The organism is Massilia sp. H6 (assembly GCF_024802625.1).
GTDB lineage: Bacteria > Pseudomonadota > Gammaproteobacteria > Burkholderiales > Burkholderiaceae_D > Telluria.
This window is the reverse complement of the sequence record NZ_CP103371.1, coordinates 4,169,262-4,189,184: the sequence shown is the minus strand read 5'-3', so window position 1 is coordinate 4,189,184 and position 19,923 is coordinate 4,169,262. Positions and strand designations below refer to the sequence as shown.

At 63.6% G+C, this 19,923-nt stretch carries 17 protein-coding genes and 2 pseudogenes; 11 read left to right on the top strand and 8 right to left on the bottom strand.

Annotated elements, in window-relative coordinates; translation table 11 throughout:
• Positions 1 to 47: 47 nt before the first annotated feature.
• A complete protein-coding gene (locus NRS07_RS18790; protein ID WP_259209695.1) occupies positions 48 to 1,625 on the bottom strand; it encodes an alkaline phosphatase in 1,578 nt (525 codons plus the stop codon).
• A 5-nt stretch (positions 1,626 to 1,630) separates the two neighbouring features.
• Positions 1,631 to 2,071 carry an acyl-CoA thioesterase gene (locus NRS07_RS18785; protein ID WP_259209694.1) on the bottom strand — a complete coding sequence of 147 codons (441 nt, stop codon included), beginning with the start codon at positions 2,069 to 2,071 and terminating at the stop codon, positions 1,631 to 1,633.
• 62 nt (positions 2,072 to 2,133) lie between these two features.
• Here NRS07_RS18785 and NRS07_RS18780 point away from each other — a divergent pair, with 62 nt between their 5' ends.
• Positions 2,134 to 3,981, top strand: coding sequence for an ABC transporter ATP-binding protein/permease (locus tag NRS07_RS18780; protein WP_259209691.1), 1,848 nt, complete (start codon positions 2,134 to 2,136; stop codon positions 3,979 to 3,981).
• 12 nt (positions 3,982 to 3,993) lie between these two features.
• Here the strand turns inward: NRS07_RS18780 and NRS07_RS18775 are convergent, their stop codons facing one another.
• A complete protein-coding gene (locus NRS07_RS18775) occupies positions 3,994 to 5,289 on the bottom strand; it encodes an amidohydrolase family protein (protein ID WP_259209690.1) in 1,296 nt (431 codons plus the stop codon).
• An 82-nt stretch (positions 5,290 to 5,371) separates the two neighbouring features.
• Entirely contained in the window at positions 5,372 to 6,634 is a 1,263-nt protein-coding gene (locus NRS07_RS18770; protein WP_259209688.1) for a dicarboxylate/amino acid:cation symporter, read from the bottom strand.
• A 248-nt stretch (positions 6,635 to 6,882) separates the two neighbouring features.
• On the opposite strand from NRS07_RS18770, the gene NRS07_RS18765 reads away from it, so the two are divergent.
• From NRS07_RS18765 to NRS07_RS18750, 4 genes are all read left to right on the top strand, one after another.
• On the top strand, positions 6,883 to 7,608 hold the full coding sequence (locus NRS07_RS18765; RefSeq protein WP_259209687.1) for an amino acid ABC transporter ATP-binding protein: 726 nt from the start codon (positions 6,883 to 6,885) through the stop codon (positions 7,606 to 7,608).
• A 95-nt stretch (positions 7,609 to 7,703) separates the two neighbouring features.
• Positions 7,704 to 8,753 (top strand): dihydroorotase, encoded by a 1,050-nt coding sequence (gene pyrC, locus NRS07_RS18760; protein WP_259209686.1) that lies wholly within the window; start codon positions 7,704 to 7,706, stop codon positions 8,751 to 8,753.
• 8 nt (positions 8,754 to 8,761) lie between these two features.
• Entirely contained in the window at positions 8,762 to 9,553 is a 792-nt protein-coding gene (locus tag NRS07_RS18755; RefSeq protein ID WP_259213392.1) for a DUF3025 domain-containing protein, read from the top strand.
• A gap of 12 nt (positions 9,554 to 9,565) precedes the next feature.
• A complete protein-coding gene (locus tag NRS07_RS18750; protein ID WP_259209685.1) occupies positions 9,566 to 10,573 on the top strand; it encodes a Gfo/Idh/MocA family protein in 1,008 nt (335 codons plus the stop codon).
• Between the two features lie 141 nt (positions 10,574 to 10,714).
• On the opposite strand, the gene NRS07_RS18745 is transcribed toward NRS07_RS18750, so the two are convergent.
• Positions 10,715 to 11,221 carry a hypothetical protein gene (locus tag NRS07_RS18745; protein WP_259209684.1) on the bottom strand — a complete coding sequence of 169 codons (507 nt, stop codon included), beginning with the start codon at positions 11,219 to 11,221 and terminating at the stop codon, positions 10,715 to 10,717.
• Between the two features lie 230 nt (positions 11,222 to 11,451).
• On the opposite strand from NRS07_RS18745, the pseudogene NRS07_RS18740 reads away from it, so the two are divergent.
• Positions 11,452 to 11,550, top strand: a pseudogene (locus NRS07_RS18740) (glyoxalase superfamily protein); the annotation flags it as partial.
• 470 nt (positions 11,551 to 12,020) lie between these two features.
• A pseudogene (locus NRS07_RS18735) lies at positions 12,021 to 13,018 on the top strand (IS481 family transposase).
• Here NRS07_RS18735 and NRS07_RS18730 read toward each other — a convergent pair.
• Positions 13,019 to 13,525, bottom strand: coding sequence for a hypothetical protein (locus NRS07_RS18730; protein WP_259209682.1), 507 nt, complete (start codon positions 13,523 to 13,525; stop codon positions 13,019 to 13,021).
• Positions 13,526 to 13,719: 194 nt separating this feature from the next.
• On the opposite strand from NRS07_RS18730, the gene NRS07_RS18725 reads away from it, so the two are divergent.
• Together NRS07_RS18725 and NRS07_RS18720 are read left to right on the top strand one after the other, a co-directional pair.
• Entirely contained in the window at positions 13,720 to 14,088 is a 369-nt protein-coding gene (locus NRS07_RS18725) for a VOC family protein (RefSeq protein WP_259209680.1), read from the top strand.
• Positions 14,089 to 14,221: 133 nt separating this feature from the next.
• Complete coding sequence (locus NRS07_RS18720; protein WP_259209678.1) at positions 14,222 to 14,977, top strand: NYN domain-containing protein; 756 nt, start codon at positions 14,222 to 14,224, stop codon at positions 14,975 to 14,977.
• 96 nt (positions 14,978 to 15,073) lie between these two features.
• On the opposite strand, the gene NRS07_RS18715 is transcribed toward NRS07_RS18720, so the two are convergent.
• Both NRS07_RS18715 and recG read right to left on the bottom strand, forming a co-directional pair.
• Positions 15,074 to 15,538: a GNAT family N-acetyltransferase gene (locus NRS07_RS18715; protein ID WP_259209677.1), complete on the bottom strand. Its 465-nt coding sequence runs from the start codon at positions 15,536 to 15,538 to the stop codon at positions 15,074 to 15,076.
• A gap of 46 nt (positions 15,539 to 15,584) precedes the next feature.
• On the bottom strand, positions 15,585 to 17,645 hold the full coding sequence (gene recG / locus NRS07_RS18710; RefSeq protein WP_259209676.1) for an ATP-dependent DNA helicase RecG: 2,061 nt from the start codon (positions 17,643 to 17,645) through the stop codon (positions 15,585 to 15,587).
• Positions 17,646 to 17,750: 105 nt separating this feature from the next.
• Here recG and queA point away from each other — a divergent pair, with 105 nt between their 5' ends.
• Together queA and tgt are read left to right on the top strand one after the other, a co-directional pair.
• Complete coding sequence (gene queA / locus NRS07_RS18705; RefSeq protein ID WP_259209675.1) at positions 17,751 to 18,773, top strand: tRNA preQ1(34) S-adenosylmethionine ribosyltransferase-isomerase QueA; 1,023 nt, start codon at positions 17,751 to 17,753, stop codon at positions 18,771 to 18,773.
• 10 nt (positions 18,774 to 18,783) lie between these two features.
• A complete protein-coding gene (tgt, locus tag NRS07_RS18700) occupies positions 18,784 to 19,923 on the top strand; it encodes a tRNA guanosine(34) transglycosylase Tgt (protein WP_259209674.1) in 1,140 nt (379 codons plus the stop codon).

The window sequence follows — 19,923 nt, the reverse complement described above, 5'->3', positions numbered from 1 at the left end:
CCCGGCCGCGGCCAGGATGTTGACACCTGCCCTCGTGCTGGTGGGGGCTAGGCGATCCGCTGCGCCCCCACCACCCCGTCAGCGACCCTGAACACCGCCAGCTCGTCCACCCCCGACTGCGCATCGCGCACGTCGTCCAGCCCCAAAAAGCGCGTTACCGTGGCTTTGGGCGTGACCTCGAGCAGCATGAAGCCGCGCTTGTCGCTGCGCCCGTACAGCATGTGCGGATTGTTTTCCATCTGGGCCAGGGTGCGTTCTTGCGGGCGCGAACCCGAGGTGATCGAGGTGCCCACGAATTCGGTCGCCATCTCCGGGTTCTGCTTTGTCACCGGCCTGGAAAAATCCGGCCGCAGCGAGGCCGCATAGAAGGTGTGCACGTCACCGCCCAGCACCAGCGGATTGTGGGCACCCTGCCTGAGGATGCTCTCCAGCAGGCGCCGGCGCGCCGCCGGATAGCCGTCCCAGCCATCGGTCCAGAAGCGGCCGTCGCCGGGTTTGAGCACCGGCACGCTGCTCGACTGCGCCATCAGGGTCTGCTGCGCCAGGATGTTCCACTTCGCGCGTGAATTTGCCAGCCCGGCTTCGAGCCAGGCCTCTTGCGCGCTGCCGAGCATGGTGCGGTGCGGGTCGCGCAGCGCCTCGCAGGCACGCGCGAACACGGCGTTCGAGCCGCCGCGGGTGGCCGACTTGGTGCAGGCCTGCGGCGAGCGGTACTGGCGGTTGTCGAGCACGTGCAAGCGCGCCAGCCGTCCCCAGTCGTAGCGCTGGAACAGCGGCACCGCGCCGAAGCCGTCGCGCCCGATATGCGGCAGGCGCAGCGGCATGTGCTCGTAGAAGGCCTGGTAGGCCGCAGCCCGGCGCTGTGCGAAGTCGGCGGCCAGGCGCTCGTCGCGCAGCCCGGCGTAGTCGTTGGCCACTTCGTGGTCGTCCCAGGTCACGATCCAGGGCGCGGCGCGGTGCGCCGCCTGCAGGTCTGGATCGCTCTTGTACTGGGCATGACGCTTGCGGTAGTCTTCCAGCGTGTACGATTCGTCGGTGCGCACCGCGCGCGACGGGTGCTGCAGCTGGTAAGCCCCCCATTCGTAGATGTAGTCGCCCAAAAAGGCGACCAGGTCGGGTGCGGCCGCGGCGATATGGCGGTGCGCCGCATAGCTGCCGAAGTCCCAGTGCTGGCAAGATGCGACAGCCACCCTGAGCCGGCCGGGCATGCTGTCGGGCGCCGGCGCGGTGCGCGTGCGCCCGATTGGGCTGACCGCGTCTCCGAGCATGAAACGGTACCAGTACTGACGCCCGGGTGCCAGGCCCTTGACGTCGACATGGACGCTATGGGCCAGCTCCGGCACCGCGGCCGCGCTCCCTTTGGCGAGCACGCGGCCAAAGCCCTCGTCGTGCGCCACTTCCCAGCGCACCGTCATGGCTACCGGCGACGTCGCGGCGGCATTCAGAGGGTCGCTCAAGATGCGCGTCCATAAAATCACCGAATCCGGTAGCGGCGAGCCCGATGCGACACCGAGGCTGAACGGGTAGGGGCCCTTGCTGGACGAGGCGCAGGCGCTCAGGCCAAGGCTCGCCAGCGTGGCCGACAGGCGCGCGCCTTCAAACAGAAAGTCGCGGCGCGTCGGCATCGGGCTTAATCGCGCGAAATGAGCGAATCGAGCGGCGGCAGCTGGCGCGGCTTGCGGTCCGGGCCGGTGGCGACATAGGTCAGCTGCGCTTCGGTGACCTTCACCACATCGGACTGCAGGCGGTTGCGCTCGGCATAGACTTCGACGCAGACGGTGATGGAGGTATTGCCGACCTTGACGATGTTGGCATAGAACGACAGCAGGTCGCCCACGAACACGGGCTGCTTGAACAGGAAGGAATTGACCGCGATGGTGGCCACGCGGCCATTGGCGCGGCGGGTGGCCGGCAGCGAGCCGGCGACGTCGACCTGGGCCATGATCCAGCCGCCGAACACGTCGCCGTAGACGTTGGCATCGGACGGCGCGGGCATCACGCGCAGTTCCGGCATCTTGCCTTCGGGCAGACGGGTATGCGGAACGGCAGGGGTGTTTTGAGGCGTGGTCATCTTGTTTTTCCGGTAAAAGCTACAATCGTCACGAATTGAACCATAAATCCCGAAGCCCTGCCATGCGACGCTCCTCCGCCAGTTCTGTCCCCCTACCCCCCGATTCGACCGGCCTGGCCCGCAACGACTGGGCCACGCTGCGCACGCTGTTCCCCTACCTGTGGGTGTACAAATGGCGCGTGATGGCGGCGCTTGCCGCGCTGGTCGGCGCCAAGCTGGCCAATGTCGGCGTGCCGCTGGTCCTCAAGCAGCTGATCGACCAGCTTGCCATCGACCCGGCCAACCCGCAGGCGCTGCTGGTGCTGCCGCTTGGCGCACTGGTTGCCTACGGCCTGCTGCGGCTGTCCACCACGCTGTTTACCGAACTGCGCGAATTTTTGTTTGCGCGCGTGACCCAGCGCGCCGTGCGCACCATTGCTCTGCAGGTGTTTCGGCACCTGCACGCGCTGTCGCTGCGCTTTCACCTGAATCGCCAGACCGGCGGCATGACGCGCGATATCGAGCGCGGCACGCGCGGCGTGAATTCGCTGATTTCGTACTCGCTGTTCAACGTGCTGCCGACGCTGGTGGAAATCACGCTGGTGCTGGGCTACCTGGTGCTGAACTACGATATCTGGTTCACCATCATCACGGCCGTGGCGCTGGTGAGCTATATCGCATTCACGGTGATCGTCACCGAATGGCGCACCCACTTCCGGCGCACCATGAACGACCTCGATTCGAAAGCCAACACCAAGGCCATCGATTCGCTGATCAATTACGAGACCGTCAAATACTTCGGCAACGAAGACTACGAAGCCAAGCGCTACGACGTGGGCCTGCAGAGCTTCGAGAATGCGGCCGTGCGCTCGCAGACTTCGCTGTCGGTGCTCAACACCGGCCAGTCCGTGATCATCGCCACCGCCGTCACCCTGATCCTGTGGCGCGCGACCGAGGGCGTAATCGCAGGCACCATGACCCTGGGCGACCTGGTGCTGGTGAACGCCTTCATGATCCAGCTGTACATTCCTCTGAATTTCCTGGGCGTGATCTACCGCGAGATCAAGCAAAGCCTGGCCGACATGGAGCGCCTGTTCTCGCTGCTCGATCAGAACCGCGAAGTGGCCGATACCCCCGGCGCCCAGCCGCTCGACGCACGCGGGGCACAGGTCGAGTTCTCGCATGTGCAGTTCAGCTACGAAGCCAAGCGCCAGATCCTGTTCGACGTCGACTTTACCATTGCGGCCGGTACCACGACCGCCGTGGTGGGCCACAGCGGCTCGGGCAAGTCGACCCTGTCACGGTTGCTGTTTCGTTTCTACGACGTCAACGGCGGCGCGATCCGCATCGATGGGCAAGACCTGCGCAATGTCACGCAAGCCTCGCTGCGCGCGGCGATCGGCATCGTGCCGCAAGATACGGTGCTGTTCAACGACAGCATCGAATACAACATCGCCTACGGTAAACCTGGCGCCTCGCACGCCGACATCGTGGCGGCGGCGCGCGCGGCGTCGATCCACGACTTCATCGAGAGCCTGCCGGACGGCTACCAGACCATGGTGGGCGAGCGCGGGCTGAAGCTGTCGGGCGGCGAAAAACAGCGCGTGGCGATCGCGCGCACCCTGCTCAAGAACCCGGCGATCCTGATTTTCGACGAGGCAACGTCGGCGCTCGATTCCAAGGCCGAGCAGGCAATCCAGGCGCAGCTCAAAGAGATCGCGAAAAACCGCACGACGCTCGTCATTGCGCACCGCCTGTCGACCATCGCCGACGCGCAGCAGATCATCGTGCTCGATCACGGCAAGATCGTCGAGCGCGGCACGCACCAGAGCCTGCTCGCGGCGCGCGGGCTGTACCAGCAGATGTGGGAACGGCAGCTGGCGCGGCCCGATGAAGAGCTGGCCTCGCCGCCGCTGGAGCTGGAAGGGTAGGCGCCGTGCCGGTTACGGCTGCTTGTAGACGACGCCGTCCTTCATCACGAACTTCACCTGCTCGAGCAGTTTCACGTCGCGCAGCGGATCGCCGTCGACGGCGATGATGTCGGCCGCGAAGCCAGGCTCGATCGAACCGAGGCGCCTGGACTGGTCGAGCAGCGCGGCCGCGTGCAAGGTAGCCGAGCGGATCGACTCCAGCGGCGACATGCCCGCTTCGACCATGTAGCCGAACTCCTTGGCATTCTCGCCGTGCGGGAACACCCCGGCATCGGTGCCGAAGGCGATCTTCACGCCGGCCTTGTGGGCGCGGGCGAAGGTGGCTTGCAGCTGCGGGCCGATGGCGGCCGCTTTCGGGCGCACCAGCGCGGAATAGTAATCGGGAATTTTTGCCTTGTCGGCCACGTAGCGGCCAGCCGAAATGGTCGGCACGTACCAGTGGCCGGTCTTCTTGAACAAGGCGATGGTCTCGTCGTCCATCAGGGTGCCGTGCTCGATCGAATCGACGCCGGCGCGCAGCGCGCGCTTCATGCCTTCGGCGCCGTGCGCGTGGGCGGCCACGCGAAAGCCGTAGTCCTTGGCGGTATCGACGATGGCCTTGAGCTCATCTTCGGTGTACTGCGAGTTCTGGCCGTTGGCAGCCTGGCTCAGCACCCCGCCGGTGGCGGTGATCTTGATCAGGTCTGCGCCCTCCTTGTAGCGCGCACGCACGGCCTGGCGGCCCTGTTCCGGGCTGTCGATCACGCCTTGTTCGGGGCCCGGAGTGCCAATCTTCTCGCCCAGGAAGTGCGACAGGTTGTTGGTCGGGTCGGCATGGCCGCCGGTGGTAGCGATCGATTTCCCGGCGGTGAACATGCGCGGCCCCGGCACCGCGCCGGCCGCGATCGCGCGCTTGAGCGACACGTTCAGGCCATCTTGCGCACCGAGGTCGCGCACGGTGGTGAAGCCGGCCATCAGGGTGCGCTCGGCATACTTCACCGAGCGGTAGGCCAGGTCGGCAGCATCGGCGGTGAGGCGGTCGCGGTAGGCGTCGATGGCCGGCGCCGTTTCGCTGGTCAGATGCACGTGCATGTCGATCAGGCCGGGCAGGCAGGACTGGCGCGACAGGTCGATATTCCCCGATGGGGTGCCAACTGCCTGGGTCATTGGCCCGACCGACTTGATGACGCCGTTTTCGACGACGATGCTGACGCGCTCGCGCCAGGCGCCGCTTTTCACGTCGAGCAGGCGGCCGCAGTCGACCGTCTGGGTGGCGCCGTGCGCGCCCGTCATTGCCAGCATCAGTGCTGCCGCATAAGCCTGTTTCATGTCTCGCTCCTGGTTATCGTTGTGAGTGCTTGTAAAAAAGGCCTCCCATCGCTGGAAGGCCTTCGGTATCGTGCTCGCCGCGTCAGCGCAGCGGTGAAATGGTGACGTCCTTGACCGGTTCTCCAAGTTCGCCTTCCCACTTGGCGACCACTGCGGTGGCAATGCCGTTGCCGATCACGTTGGTCGCCGAGCGGGCCATGTCCAGGAAGTGGTCGATGCCCAGCAACAGCAGCAGGCCGGCTTCGGGAATGTTGAACTGGGCCAGGGTGGCGGCAATGACAACCAGCGAAGCGCGCGGCACGCCGGCCATGCCTTTCGAGGTCAGCATCAGCACCAGCATCATGGTCAGCTGGGTTGCCAGGTCGAGTTCGATGCCATAGGCCTGGGCGATGAACACGGCCGCGAAGGTGCAGTACATCATCGAGCCGTCAAGGTTGAACGAATAACCGATCGGCAGCACAAAGGCGGCCAGGCGGTTCTTGACGCCGAAGCGCTCCAGGCCTTCCAGGGTCTTTGGGAAAGCCGCCTCCGACGAAGCGGTCGAAAAGGCCAGCAGGGTCGGCTCGCGCAGTTCGGTGATCAGGCGCAGCACGCGCGGGCCGAGGAAGGCCATGCCGATCAGGATCAGCACGATCCACAGCAGGCCGATGCCGAAGTAGAACTGGGCCATGAAGATGCCGTAGGTGGACAGCACACCCAGGCCGCTCTTGGCGATGATGCCGGCAACGGCCGCGAACACCGCGATCGGCGCGAAGTTCATGACATAGCCGGTAACCTTGAGCATGACGTGCGCGACGCCATCGACCGCATCGATCAGCGGCGTGGCGCGCGCGCCCACCGCGGCCGCGGCGGTTCCGAAGAACAGCGAGAACACGACGATCTGCAAGATCTCGTTGCGGGCCATGCCGTCCACGATCGACGACGGCACCAGGTGGGTGATGAATTCCTTGAGCGTCAGGCCGGTGGTGACGATGCCCGACGAGGCACCGACCGGCGGCAGCGCGCCGGACAGCGCCATCGCGTCACCCGGGCGGAACAGGTTAACCAGGATCAGGCCCAGCGACAGCGAGATGACCGAAGCGATCACGAACCAGCCCAGCGCCTTGACGCCGATGCGGCCGACTTCTTTAGCGTCGCCCATCTTGGCAATACCGACCACCAGGGTGGCGAAGACCAGCGGCGCGATGATCATCTTGATCAGGCGGAGGAACAGCGTCGTTACCAGCGACATCGCATCGGAGAACCCGGCCGGATCGGCAAGGTTGGCATTGGCGAGGTAGCCGACGACGATCCCGAGTGCGAGGCCGATCAGGATGTAGATAGTCAGGCGATTTCGATTGTTCATAAAAGCTTCCTGTGGACCTGTGCAACACCTGCGGCAGGCGATGGCGCTGTCGCTGGTCGATTGAGTGGGATGACACACTGGCGCTCAGGAGAAACGGCCAGGTCGTTCTGTAGAATATGGCAAGTTCCGAAGTATCCTTGGCACTGGAAATGCTGTCAAGCATGCTTACGTAACAGGCAACCGGACATGCAACAGCGTCGCCAGCCTGGTCGAAACGACCTGCAGGAGGGCGTCAATATAGGCACCGAATGATCGACATCGAGAACGTCAGCAAGTGGTACGGCAGCTTCCAGGTGCTGCGCGAATGTAGCACGCGGGTCGCGCGCGGCGACGTGGTGGTGGTGTGCGGGCCCTCCGGCTCGGGCAAGTCGACCCTGATCAAGACCGTCAACGGGCTCGAGCCCTTCCAGCAAGGCAGTGTGCGGGTGGACGGCATCGCGGTCGGCCACCCGAAGACCAATCTGCCGCAGCTGCGCGCGCGCATCGGCATGGTGTTCCAGAACTTCGCGCTGTTTCCGCACCTGTCGGTACGCGACAACCTGACGCTTGCCCAGGTCAAGGTACTGGGCCGCAGCAAGGACGACGCGCTTGCGCGCGGCCTGAAATACCTCGACCGGGTTGGCCTGCTGGCGCAGAAAGACAAATTTCCGAACCAGCTCTCGGGCGGCCAGCAGCAGCGCGTCGCGATTGCGCGCGCGCTGGCGATGGATCCGGTGGCGATGCTGTTCGACGAGCCTACCTCCGCGCTCGACCCGGAAATGATCGGCGAAGTACTGGACGTCATGGTCGGGCTGGCGCAGGATGGCATGACCATGATGGTCGTCACCCACGAAATGGGCTTTGCGCGCAAGGTGGCCGACCGCATCGTGTTCATGGACCACGGCAGCATTGTCGAAGACAGCCCCAGGGACGCGTTCTTCCAGGCCCCGCGCTCGCAACGGGCACGCGAATTCCTGGCCCGTATTATTCATTAGACAAGCTCTCTGCGATATCGCATGGGAGGCGCGCTGCCCGGGCGGCGCTGCGGGTAAAATGTCGCGATTCGTAATCGCCCAATCCGAGAGCCGCCATGTCCCCTATCGAGACCCCAGAGAGCATCACCATCACCCGCCCCGACGACTGGCACCTGCACTTGCGCGACGGCGCGGTGCTGGCCGACGTCCTGCCGCACACCGCGCGCCAGTTCGCGCGCGCGATCGTGATGCCGAACCTGAAACCCCCGGTCACCACCACCGCGCAAGCCGCCGCCTACCGCGACCGCATCCTGGCGGCACTGCCGGAGGGCATGCGCTTCGAGCCGCTGATGACGCTCTACCTGACCAACAATACCGACCCCGACGAAATCCGCCGCGCGCAAGATAGCGGCTTCATCCACGCGGTCAAGCTGTACCCGGCCGGGGCCACCACCAATTCCGACGCCGGCGTGACCGATTTGCGCAACTGCTACAAGGCGCTGGAGGTCATGCAGGAAGTCGGCATGCCGCTGCTGGTGCACGGCGAAGTGACCGACCACGACATCGACCTGTTCGACCGCGAAGCCGTGTTCATCGAGCGCGTGATGCGCCCGCTGCGCCGCGACATGCCGGTGCTGAAGGTCGTGTTCGAGCACATCACCACCAAAGAAGCGGCGCAGTACGTGGCCGAGGCCGAAGGCCCGATCGCGGCAACCATCACGGCCCACCACCTGCTGTACAACCGCAACGAGATCTTCAAGGGCGGCATCCGTCCACATTATTACTGCCTGCCGGTGCTCAAGCGCGAAGAACACCGCCTGGCGCTGGTCACCGCCGCCACCAGCGGCGACGAGCGCTTCTTCCTGGGTACCGATTCGGCGCCGCACGCGGTACACACCAAGTACGCCGCCTGCGGCTGCGCCGGCTGCTATACCGCGCTGCACGCGATGGAGCTGTACACCGAGGCTTTTGCCCAGGCCGGCGCGCTCGACAAGCTCGAGGCCTTCGCCAGCCTGAACGGCCCGGCGTTCTATGATCTGCCGGTCAACGAAGGCACGATCACGCTCAAGCGCCAAGCCTGGACCCTGCCCGAGACCCTGCCGTTCGGCGAGCACCAGCTGGTGCCGCTCAACGCCGGCGAGACCATCCAGTGGAAGATGGCGTAAGCCAGCAGATGCTGGCGCAGATCGACTGGTCGCACCCGTGGTACGAATCGGTGCGGCCCGCGTTTGCGCGCCTGGCGCTGACCGGCGACGACTTTATCGCCGCATTCAACCGCAATGCGGCGGCGCTGGGCCTGCGCAACGATGGCGGCCTGCTGCTGCGCTTCGTGCCGCAGGCCGCGCTGCCCGACGGTACCGCCTACGAGGAATTCATCGGCGCTACCGGCAGCGTCCCCACGCGCGCCAACCTGCACGATTTCTTCAATGGCCTGGTGTGGCAGAGCTTCCCGCTCGTCAAGCGCCAGCTTAATGCCCTGCAGGCCGCGCAGATCGCGCAGGCCGGCGTGGGCAAGTCGCGCGGGCCGGCGCGCGATGCCGCTACTATCTTCGACGAGAACGCCGCGCTGCTGGTCGTGCGCGCAGGCAGTAGCGGGCGCGCGTTGGTGGACGAGCTGCGCGCGCACGACTGGCTGGCGGCGTTGTTCAACAAGCGCGCCATGTTCGGGCCGGACGCGCAGGTCTGGCTGTTTGGCCACGCACTGATGGAAAAGCTGGTGGCGCCGCGCAAGGCGATCACCGCGCATACGCGGGTGGTGTTCGTGGACGACGCTTATTTCGCGCTCGCGCCCGACGCCCAGCGCGCCTGGCTCGATGCCCACGTGGCCGCCCAGCTGGCGGGCGAGGGCCTGAGCACCGCCGGCTTTACGCCCTTGCCGGTGCTCGGGGTGCCGGGCTGGTGGCCCGGCCAGGACCAGGATTTTTATCTCGATACCACCGTCTTTCGCGCAAAGCGCAAGCACTGACAGGAGCAGGCCATGGCAAACGCAGTACGCTGGGGAATTCTCGGCACCGGCAAGATCGCCCGTGCCTTCGCGACCGCGCTGGCCGACGTGCCGGGCGCGGTATTGGCCGCCGTGGCCTCGCGCAGCCTCGACAAGGCACACGCTTTCGCTGGCGAGTTTGGCGCAACTGCATCGTTCGGCTCCTACCAGGAGCTGCTCGATGCCGATGACATCGACCTGGTGTATGTCGCCACCCCGCACCCGCAGCATGCCGAGAATGCCTTGATGGCGCTGCGCGCCGGCAAGGGCGTGCTGGTCGAAAAGCCGTTCACGATGAATCTGCGCGAAGCCGGGCAGGTGGTCGCGCTGGCGCGCAGCCGCGGCCTGTTCCTGATGGAGGCGATGTGGACGCGCTTCTTGCCCGCCTTCGACGAAGTACGGCGCATTATCGATTCCGGCGAAATCGGTGAAGTCAGCCAGGTGGTGGCCGACTTCGGCTTTACCGCCACTTTTGGCCCCGAGCACCGCGTGTTCAATCCGCTACTGGGCGGCGGCGCGCTGCTCGACCTGGGCATCTATCCGCTGTCGATCGCGGCGGCGCTGCTCGGCCCCGTGGCCGCGGTCAAGGCCCAGGCCCAGATGGGTGCCACCGGCGTCGACGTGCAGACCGGCTTCACACTGCAGCACGAAGGCGGCGGCATGTCGGCGTGCAGCTGCTCGTTCCTGGCGCGCACGCCGTGCGAACTGACGGTGTCGGGCACGCGCGGCCATGTGCGCATGAATACCATGTTCCACCGCGCCCGCAGCGTCACGGTAACGCTGGACGACGGCAGCACGCGCACGGTCGACACGCCCTACCTCGGCAACGGCTATGTGCACGAAGTGCTGGAGGCGCAGCGCTGCTTCCTGGCCGGGCTCACCGAGAGCCCGTCCATGCCGCTGGGCGAGACGCTGGCGCTGATGGGCGTGATGGACGAGATCCGGCGCCAGATCGGGCTGACCTACGATGCCGACCGGGCGACTTGGAACCTATCCCAGTAGGTTATGAGTCGTTGCTGGCGCGCCTGACAGGCGGGTGCTGCGTTGCTCGTCGTTGCATGGCTCGCCATGCGGCCTCCTCGCGCCTTGCCCGCGCCTGCCATGCATCGCCATCAACTTCCTCCTCCCTACTGGGATAGGTTCTTAGCCTGCCCGGCGCTGCAGTTCGGCGACTACCATGTGATAGTTCTCCATCTGTTCGTCGATGATCACGCGGTGCCGGGGCGTCACGAAACAGACGGCGCCAATTCGCTTCATGCGCTTGTCCATGCGCGCGCCAAGGAACTCCTGATTGCTGACCGCAAGCACCTTGCCGAGCGCGGTTCGGGTGACGATGCCGGAGCTGGTCAGGATGATTTTTCGGTTGAATATATTGAGTACGAAGTACAGGATCAGGCTATAGACCCCGCACATGGCCAGCCTGTCGCTTAATGGGTCGCCATCTGTCAGGATATTCACCAGCAGGACCGGAATGCCGCACAAGATGACGCAGGCGGCAACGACCATGAAGCGATGAAAGGTGTTGAAGCCTGCCGTCATGTCAACTTGCTGCGCGCCGAGCACGCGACCCAGGCGCTGGCTGCCCACGCCGACCAGCAGGACGCTCACGATGACAAGGACAGCGGTACCAGCCAGTAGAAAATTCTGCACGAGGTGTTCCGGAAAATTGGACAGTGAATGATCACGCAGACCATAGTGCAAGCCGGTGTGTTTGTGAAGCCCTTATGCCAGGCGCCTGGACTCTATCCGGCATGGGTAGACATCGGTGCAAATGCTTGCCGAGGGCGACGCCCGCATGTTGACAATGCCGCCGGGCGCGCCAATACTGGCTTTTCTTTGTGTTTGTGGAGTTGCCATGCGCCTTTGTTTGGACGACTGAGATGAGCTTCGGTCCGGTCACGCCAATTTTGCGCATCTTCGACGCGGCCAAGGCGCGCGAATTCTACGTCGATTTCCTTGGCTTTCGGGTCGACTGGGAAAAGTCAGGACGGCAACCGAGCCTTGACTGTCACGCCGAGCGTTTTAGGCCGAGCAAATATGTTCTATAAGGACGTGTTGATTGTCGTAATAGGAAGTCCAATCTACGGTGGGCTAGATACCCACCTCCAGTAAAGTTGTACTAATTGTTGGGAGGTTGTGATGAAATTTCTTGCGAGTGCAAATCCAATGCTGCTTTTCGCTGTCGCTTTGATCGTAGCGGCTTGTGCATGGGCATTTTGGCACACGCTTGGAAATAGCGCTTTTTTCGTTCTAGGCTTGGTTTACATAGCGGTTCTCATTTTAGATAACCGTCATCTCCGACGAAGGCTAGCTAAATACGAGGAGGTGAATGAATGGAAAAATCGTTAACAGGGAAATTATTTAGCTGACTCGAACTTTGTTTAAGTGTAGTTACTCGTGGGATCATTTACCCATCCGCAGCTGGCCACTCCTCAAGGCCAGACGCGTTTTGCGTACACTGCTAACCACCGAAGCGCGAACGACTCACCTGATTCGTGAAGAAATCAAGAACTCCAAGCTGCCCCAGGCAGAGCTAGCAAGGATCTACAACGTCACGCGGCAGACGATCCGGAAGTGGCAAGATCGCGCAACGCCGCTTGATGGTTCGCACTGCCCCAAGACGATGAACACCACGCTAACACCGGAGCAGGAACTCATCGTTGTGGAGCTGCGTAAAACGCTTCTGCTGGCCACCGACGATCTGCTCGCGGTAACTCGCGAATTCATCAACCCGGCCGTCTCTCGTGCCGGTCTGGGCCGTTGCCTGCGCCGTCACGGCGTCTCGGACTTGCGCGATCTGGTTCCAGCCTTGGAGGTCGAGCAGCCAGCAATCAAGAAAACATTCAAGGATTACGAACCGGGCTATCTCCACATCGATATCAAATACTTGCCGCAGATGCCGGACTAGGCATCGCGGCGCTACTTGTTCGTCGCGATCGATCGCGCAATCCGGTGGGTCTTCATGGACATCTATGCCGACCAGTCTGACAGCAGCAGCACCGACTTCTTGATCAAGGTGGAAAATGCCTGCCCGATCAAGATCGTCAAACTATTGATCGACAACGGAAGTCAGTTTACCGACCGCTTTACCAGCAAGAAAAAAGACCCCATCACTGGCGATCGCATCCCGTCCGGCAAGCACGCCTTCGACGTTCTCTGCAAAACCCTGACGATCGAACACCGGCTGATTCCACCGCGCCATCCACAAACCAACGGCATGGTGGAGCGCTTCAATGGTCGCATCAGCGAGATCGTTGGACAGACGCGTTTCGGCTCCGCTGCCGAGCTTGAATCAACGCTGCGCACTACCTCAAAATCTACAACAACAGCATCCCACAGCGCGCCATCGAACACCAAACGCCGATCCAGGCTCTGAAAAAATGGCACGACAAAAAGCCGGAATTATTCGTTAAGCGCGTCTATAACCAAGCGGGTCTTGAAACCTAGCTAGCCTGCGCGGCGCTGCAGTTCGGCGACCACCATGTGATAGTTCTCCATCTGTTCGTCGATGATCACGCGGTGCCGGGGCGTCACGAAACAGACGGCGCCAATTCGCTTCATGCGCTTGTCCATGCGCGCGCCAAGGAACTCCTGATTGCTGACCGCAAGCACCTTGCCGAGCGCGGTTCGGGTGACGATGCCGGAGCTGGTCAGGATGATTTTTCGGTTGAATATATTGAGTACGAAGTACAGGAGCAGGCTATAGAGCCCGCACATGGCCAGCCTGTCGCTCAATGGGTCGCCATCTGTCAGGATATTCACCAGCAGGACCGGAATGCCGCACAAGACGACGCAGGCGGCAACGACCATGGAGCGATGGAAGGTGTCGAAGCCTGCCGTCATGTCGACTTGCTGCGCGCCGAGCACGCGACCCAGGCGCTGGCTGCCCACGCCGACCAGCAGGAAGCTCACGATGGCAAGGGCAGCGGTACCAGCCAGTAGAAAATTCTGCACGAGGTGTTCCGGAAAATTGGACAGTGAATGATCACGCAGACCATAGTGCAAGCCGGTGTGTTTGTGAAGACCTTATGCCAGGCGCATGCCTGCCGAGGGCGACGCCCGCATGTTGACAATGCCGCCGGGCGCGCCAATACTGGCTTTTCTTTGTGTTTGTGGAGTTGCCATGCGCCTTTGTTTGGACGACTGAGATGAGCTTCGGTCCGGTCACGCCAATTTTGCGCATCTTTGATGCGGCCAAGGCGCGCGAATTCTACGTCGATTTCCTCGGCTTTCGGGTCGACTGGGAGCACCGCTTCGAGCCGGCGCTGCCGCTCTACCTGCAGGTGTCGCGCGACGGCTGCACCCTGCACCTGAGCGAACACCATGGCGACTGCTGCCCCGGCGCGGCGCTGCGCATCCAGGTGAAAGATATCGATGCCTACCAGCGCGAACTGATCGCGAAGCAGTACGGCTATGCCCGCCCCGGGGTCGACGATACCCCGTGGGGTTCGCGCGATATGTCGGTCAAGGATCCGTTCGGGAACCGGCTGACGTTTACCAGTGCGATCAGTACCTGACCGATGCTGCAGTGCGTGTGAGGAAGCGTGTATTTCCGCGGTATTGAAGCTGCTACAGTATGGGCGTGCCGGTGCATCCATTTTTGCCAGGGGACGCGCCATTCGAGGAACTTCATCTTGGGAGCTGCGATTGGTGACTGATCAACGCGTTGCGGTCCTCATCGATTGCGATAACGCGAATCCAATGGTCCTGGAATACGCGATGCGGTGTGCTAGCGCTTGCGGCCGGGTGGTCCAGAAACGTGCCTATGGCAACCACACGACGCTTGCCAACCGGTGGAAGGACGCACTCATTCAGATGGCGTTCGCGCCCTGCCTTCAGTTCCAGTATGCGACGGGGAAGAATACCTCCGATATCGCGCTTGCCCTGGACGCGCTCGAAGCCTTCCTCGAGAAGCGCGCAGACAGCTTTGTCATCGTGACAAGCGATTCCGATTTTGTCTACCTCTGCCACAAGCTGAGAGAGCGCGGCGCCGCGATCCATGTGGTGGGAGAGGAAAAGACTCCGGCGGGGCTGCGTAGCGCATGTGACCGGTTTTTCGAATTCATACCAACCGGGCCGGCAAAGGCGGCGCCGAATCCGCCCCATTTTGCGCCTGCGCCGTTGGCGGCGGTCACGGTCGCCCCACCGCCCATCGTCAAAAAGCAGCCTCAATTCATCCTGGATGCGGTCTTACAACTGGCAGCATGCACTCCGGATGGCAAGGTGAACCTGTCGTTGCTCGGCAGCCATCTTGGTAAGCGGCCACAGGGCTTCAAGGCAAAGAACTACGGTTATCCTAAGCTGATCGACATGTTGCGTACTTACCCATCGCTCAGACTGAGCGGCCAGGGGGACAAGACCTGCACCGTTCGATTCGCTCAAAAACTGGATAGCCAGGCTGCCTGAAGGGCGTCGCGCAAGCGATAGGGCGGCGCTGCGGACATGTATCGGTCCTTCCCCAACGCTTCCCGCCAGCCCAGCAAGCGAAGAACGGCGTCCTGACTAGTCCTGCAGCATCAAGGTGTACCCGACGAAGGTCTCCTCGCGCTGCCAGCCGGTCGAGCGGTACAGGGCCTGCGCGTCCTCGTTGGTTTTCGCGGTCGACAGGGTGAGGAACCTGGCGCCGAGCGCTGTCGCATAGGCCGCCGCCGCCGCGATCAGCGCCTGGCCCACGCCGCGCCGGCGGCCGGCTTGCGCGACGAACAGGTCGTTGAAGACGAACGCGCGCTTGAGCGACACCGACGAAAACGATGGATACATCTGGGCGAAGCCCAGCACCGTATCGCCTTCCTGTGCGATGAACAGGACCGATTCACCGTGATTGAAGCGGTCCATCAGGAAGCTGCGCGCGGCCGCCAGGTCACTGGGACGCTGGTAGAACTGGCGATACTGGTCCAGCATCGGCGCCAGCAGGTCGAGGTCGGCCAGCACCGCCTGGCGCACGCTAAATGTCGTTTCTGCCGTCATGCATGATGTCCTGTGATGAATGATCGAAAATGCATCGGCTAATATACTAGGCTTTCAGGAATTCTTCCCGTCCACCCAGCCAGCGCAACAAATGCGCATCCACGACCGCCGCGTGCTCCGGGCGTTCGCTCTCCAGCAGGTAGTGCGCCACGTCGCGCGCCTGGTCCACGATCCACTGGTCCGCTTCCAGGTCGGCGAAGCGCAACATGGCTTCGCCCGACTGGCGCGCGCCCAGAAATTCGCCGGGGCCGCGAATCTCCAGGTCGCGCCGCGCGATCTCGAAGCCGTCGGTGGTTTCGCGCATCGTCAACAGGCGTTGCTTGGCCACCTGCCCGAGCGGGCTCTGATACAGAAGCAGGCACACGCTCGCGGCCGAGCCGCGGCCGACCCGGCCGCGCAGCTGGTGCAGCTGAGACAGGCCGAAACGCTCGGCATGCTCGATCACCATCAGCGAGGCGTTCGGCACGTCCACGCCCACTTCGATCACGGTGGTTGCCACCAGCACGTGCACCTGGCCCGCGGTAAACGCGTCCATCACCGCCTGTTTTTCAATCGGCTTCATGCGGCCGTGCACCAGCCCCACCTGTAAATCGGGCAGGGCTTCGGCCAGCGTCTCGTAGGTTTCGGTGGCGGTCTGCAGCTGCAGCGCTTCGGACTCTTCGATCAGCGGGCAGACCCAGTAGACCTGGCGGCCTTCCTGCGCGGCCGCGTGCACGCGCTCGATGACTTCGTCGCGCCGGTTCTGGTCGATGGCGCGCGTGACGATTGGGCTGCGGCCCGGCGGCAGCTCGTCGATCACCGACACTTCGAGGTCGGCGTAATAGGTCATGGCCAGCGTGCGCGGGATTGGCGTGGCCGACATCATCAGCTGGTGCGGCACCAGGCCGTCGCTGCCCTTGTTGCGCAAGGTCAGGCGCTGGCCGACGCCGAAGCGGTGCTGCTCGTCCACGATCACCAGGCCGAGCCTGGCGAAGTTCACGGTGTCCTGGATCAGCGCGTGGGTGCCGATCACCAGCTTGGCCTGGCCCGACTCGATCATCTCCTTGGCCGCGTCCTTGTCCTTCTTCTTGAGGCTGCCGGTAAGCCAGGCCACCTTCACGCCGAGCGGCTCCATCCAGGCGGCGATCTTGCGAAAGTGCTGCTCGGCCAGGATCTCGGTGGGCGCCATCAGCGCGGCCTGGTAGCCGCTGTCGATCGCCTGGGCGGCCGCCAGCGCCGAGACCACGGTCTTGCCGCTGCCGACGTCGCCCTGCAGCAGGCGCTGCATCGGAAAGTTCTGGGCCAGGTCGGCGCGGATTTCTTTCACTACCCGCTGCTGGGCGCCGGTAAGCTGGAAGGGCAGGGCCGCCAGGAAGGAGTCGGACAGCCGGCCGACCGCACCCAGGGTCGGGGCGCCCTTTTCGCGGCGTGCGCGCTGCGCCCGCTTCATCGACAGCTGCTGGGCCAGCAGCTCGTCGAACTTCATGCGGGTCCAGGCCGGGTGGCTGCGCTCGGTGAGCGCGTATTCGTCGACGTCGGCCGGCGGAGAGTGCAGCAGGCGCACCGACGGCTCGAAATCCCACAGCTGCAGGCGCGAAAGAAAGGCGTTGGGCAGGGTGTCACGCCAGTCGATGCGCTTCATGGCCTCGCCCACCGCGCGCCGCAGGATGGTTTGCGACAGCCCTTCGCCGGATGGATACACCGGCGTGAGCGAGGTGGGCAGCGGCGCGCCCTCGTTAATGACCTTGTAGACCGGGTGGACCATTTCGGCCCCGAAGAAGCCGTGCTTGAGTTCACCCCGCGCGCGAATGCGCACGCCTTCGGCCATCTGCTTGAGCTGGCTGCCGTAGAAATTCATGAAGCGCAGCTGCAGCTCGCCAGTGTCGTCGGCGATCTGCACCAGCAGCTGTCGCCGCGGCTTGTGGGTGATCTCGTTCTTGACCACCACGCCTTCGACCTGCCAGGTCTGCAGGCCGCGCAGGCAGGCATCGCGAATCGGAACCACCTGGGTCTCGTCTTCGTAGCGCAGCGGCAGGTGCAGCACCAGGTCCATGTCGGTGCGCAGGCCCAGCCGGGCGAGCTTCGATTCAAGGGTTTTTGGCGCGGGAGTCGATTTTGGGGCGGGCATATCGCAGCATTCTAGCGTTTGCTGGCGTAAAATAGAGGGTTCGCCGCGCGCACTGCAGCCTCTATTGTAAAGCTGTCAGCACCCATTTTTCCAGAATTGACCACCATGTATTCGCTTTCCGATTTCGATTTCGACCTGCCGCCAGAGCGGATCGCGCAGTTGCCCTTGCCTGAACGGAGCGCCTCGCGCCTGCTGCAGCTCGATGGCGACCGCATTACCGACCGCCATTTCGCCGACATCCTCGACCAGCTCGAGCCGGGCGACCTGCTGGTGATGAACAATACCCGCGTGCTCAAGGCGCGCTTCTTCGGCGTCAAGGAAACCGGCGGCCAGGTCGAAGTGCTGGTCGAGCGGGTGCTCGACAACCGCACCGTGCTGGCCCAGGTGCGTGCTTCGAAGTCGCCCAAGCCGGGCAACCGCATCCGCCTGGCCGACGCCTTCGATGTGACCACGGGCGAGCGCGCCGGCGAATTCTTTACCCTTCACTTCGAGGGCGACGTGTTCGACCTGATCGAAGCCCACGGCCGCCTGCCGCTGCCGCCGTATATCGAGCACACCGCCGACGAGTTCGACGAGCAGCGCTACCAGACCGTGTATTCGAAAGAGCCGGGCGCCGTGGCCGCCCCGACCGCCGGCCTGCATTTCGACGAGCCGCTGCTCGAGCGCCTGGCCGCGAAGGGCGTGCGGTTCGCGTATGTGACCCTGCATGTGGGCGCCGGCACCTTCCAGCCGGTGCGCGTGGAAGACCTGTCCGCGCACGAGATGCATACCGAGTGGTACACGATCCCGCCAGAGACGGTGGCGGCGGTGCGCGCGGCGAAAGCGGCTGGCCGCGACGTGGTGGCGGTGGGCACCACCTCGCTGCGCGCGCTGGAATCGGGCTCGCAGAGCGGCGAACTGATGGCCGGCAGTGCCGATACCGCGCTGTTCATCACGCCGGGCTATACCTTCAAGACCGTCACCCGCCTGGTGACCAATTTCCACCTGCCCAAGTCGACCCTGTTGATGCTGGTGTCGGCCTTTGCCGGCTTCGATGCCATTCGCAAGGCCTATGCCCATGCAATCGCCAGCCAATACCGCTTCTTCAGCTATGGCGACGCCATGCTGCTGACCACGCAATCCCGTTAAAGAATCCAGAATGCTCGAATTTACCCTGCTTAAAAAAGACACCAGCGGCCTGTCGCATGCGCGCCGCGGCCGCCTGAAGCTCAACCACGGCACCATCGAGACGCCAATTTTCATGCCGGTCGGGACTTACGGCTCGGTCAAGGCAATGGACCCGGTTGAACTCAAGACCGTGGGTTCGCAGATCATTCTGGGCAATACCTTTCACCTGTGGCTGCGCCCGGGCACCGCAGTGCTGGACAAATTCGGCGGCCTGCACAAGTTCATGGGCTGGGATGGTCCGATCCTGACCGACTCGGGCGGCTTCCAGGTGTTTTCGCTCGGCGCGATGCGCAAGATTACGGAAGAGGGCGTCAAGTTCGCCTCGCCGATCGACGGCTCGAAGCTGTTCCTGTCGCCCGAAATCTCGATGCAGATCCAGCGCTCGCTGAACTCTGACATCGTGATGCAGTTCGACGAATGCACGCCCTACGAAATCGATGGCAGGCCCGCAACGGCCGACGAGGCAGCCAAGTCGATGCGCATGTCGCTGCGCTGGGCCCAGCGCTCGATGAACGAATTCAAGGGCGGCGAGAACCCGAACGCGCTGTTCGGCATCGTCCAGGGCGGCATGTACGAGCACCTGCGCGACGAGTCGCTCGCCGCACTGGAAGATATCAACTTCCCCGGCCTGGCCATCGGCGGCCTGTCGGTGGGCGAGCCGAAAGAGGACATGAAGCGCATCATGGCCCACGTCGGCCCGCGCCTGCCCGAAAACAAGCCGCACTACCTGATGGGCGTGGGCACGCCAGAAGACCTGGTCGATGGCGTGGCCAATGGCGTCGACATGTTCGACTGCGTCATGCCGACCCGGAATGCCCGCAATGGCTGGCTGTTCACGCGCTTTGGCGACGTCAAGATCAAGAATGCGCGCTACAAGGAAGATACCGCGCCGCTGGACGAATCGTGCGACTGCTACTGCTGCAAGAACTTTACGCGCGCCTACCTGCACCACCTGCACCGCTCGAACGAAATCCTGGGCGCGCGATTAAATACGATCCACAACCTGCATTACTACCTGAACCTGATGCAGGAGATGCGCGATGCTATCGACGCCGACGGCTTCAATGCGTTCCGGATCCGGTTCGCAGCCGACCGCGCGCGCGGCGTCTAA

Coding starts and splice junctions, on each gene's coding strand:
- NRS07_RS18790 (WP_259209695.1), bottom strand. CDS start 1,625: ATGCCGACGCGCCGCGACTTTCTGTTTGAAGGCGCGCGCCTGTCGGCC.
- NRS07_RS18755 (WP_259213392.1), top strand. CDS start 8,762: ATGCTGGCGCAGATCGACTGGTCGCACCCGTGGTACGAATCGGTGCGG.
- tgt (WP_259209674.1), top strand. CDS start 18,784: ATGCTCGAATTTACCCTGCTTAAAAAAGACACCAGCGGCCTGTCGCAT.
- NRS07_RS18750 (WP_259209685.1), top strand. CDS start 9,566: ATGGCAAACGCAGTACGCTGGGGAATTCTCGGCACCGGCAAGATCGCC.
- NRS07_RS18775 (WP_259209690.1), bottom strand. CDS start 5,289: ATGAAACAGGCTTATGCGGCAGCACTGATGCTGGCAATGACGGGCGCG.
- NRS07_RS18780 (WP_259209691.1), top strand. CDS start 2,134: ATGCGACGCTCCTCCGCCAGTTCTGTCCCCCTACCCCCCGATTCGACC.
- NRS07_RS18785 (WP_259209694.1), bottom strand. CDS start 2,071: ATGACCACGCCTCAAAACACCCCTGCCGTTCCGCATACCCGTCTGCCC.
- pyrC (WP_259209686.1), top strand. CDS start 7,704: ATGTCCCCTATCGAGACCCCAGAGAGCATCACCATCACCCGCCCCGAC.
- NRS07_RS18770 (WP_259209688.1), bottom strand. CDS start 6,634: ATGAACAATCGAAATCGCCTGACTATCTACATCCTGATCGGCCTCGCA.
- NRS07_RS18725 (WP_259209680.1), top strand. CDS start 13,720: ATGAGCTTCGGTCCGGTCACGCCAATTTTGCGCATCTTTGATGCGGCC.
- NRS07_RS18715 (WP_259209677.1), bottom strand. CDS start 15,538: ATGACGGCAGAAACGACATTTAGCGTGCGCCAGGCGGTGCTGGCCGAC.
- queA (WP_259209675.1), top strand. CDS start 17,751: ATGTATTCGCTTTCCGATTTCGATTTCGACCTGCCGCCAGAGCGGATC.
- NRS07_RS18765 (WP_259209687.1), top strand. CDS start 6,883: ATGATCGACATCGAGAACGTCAGCAAGTGGTACGGCAGCTTCCAGGTG.
- recG (WP_259209676.1), bottom strand. CDS start 17,645: ATGCCCGCCCCAAAATCGACTCCCGCGCCAAAAACCCTTGAATCGAAG.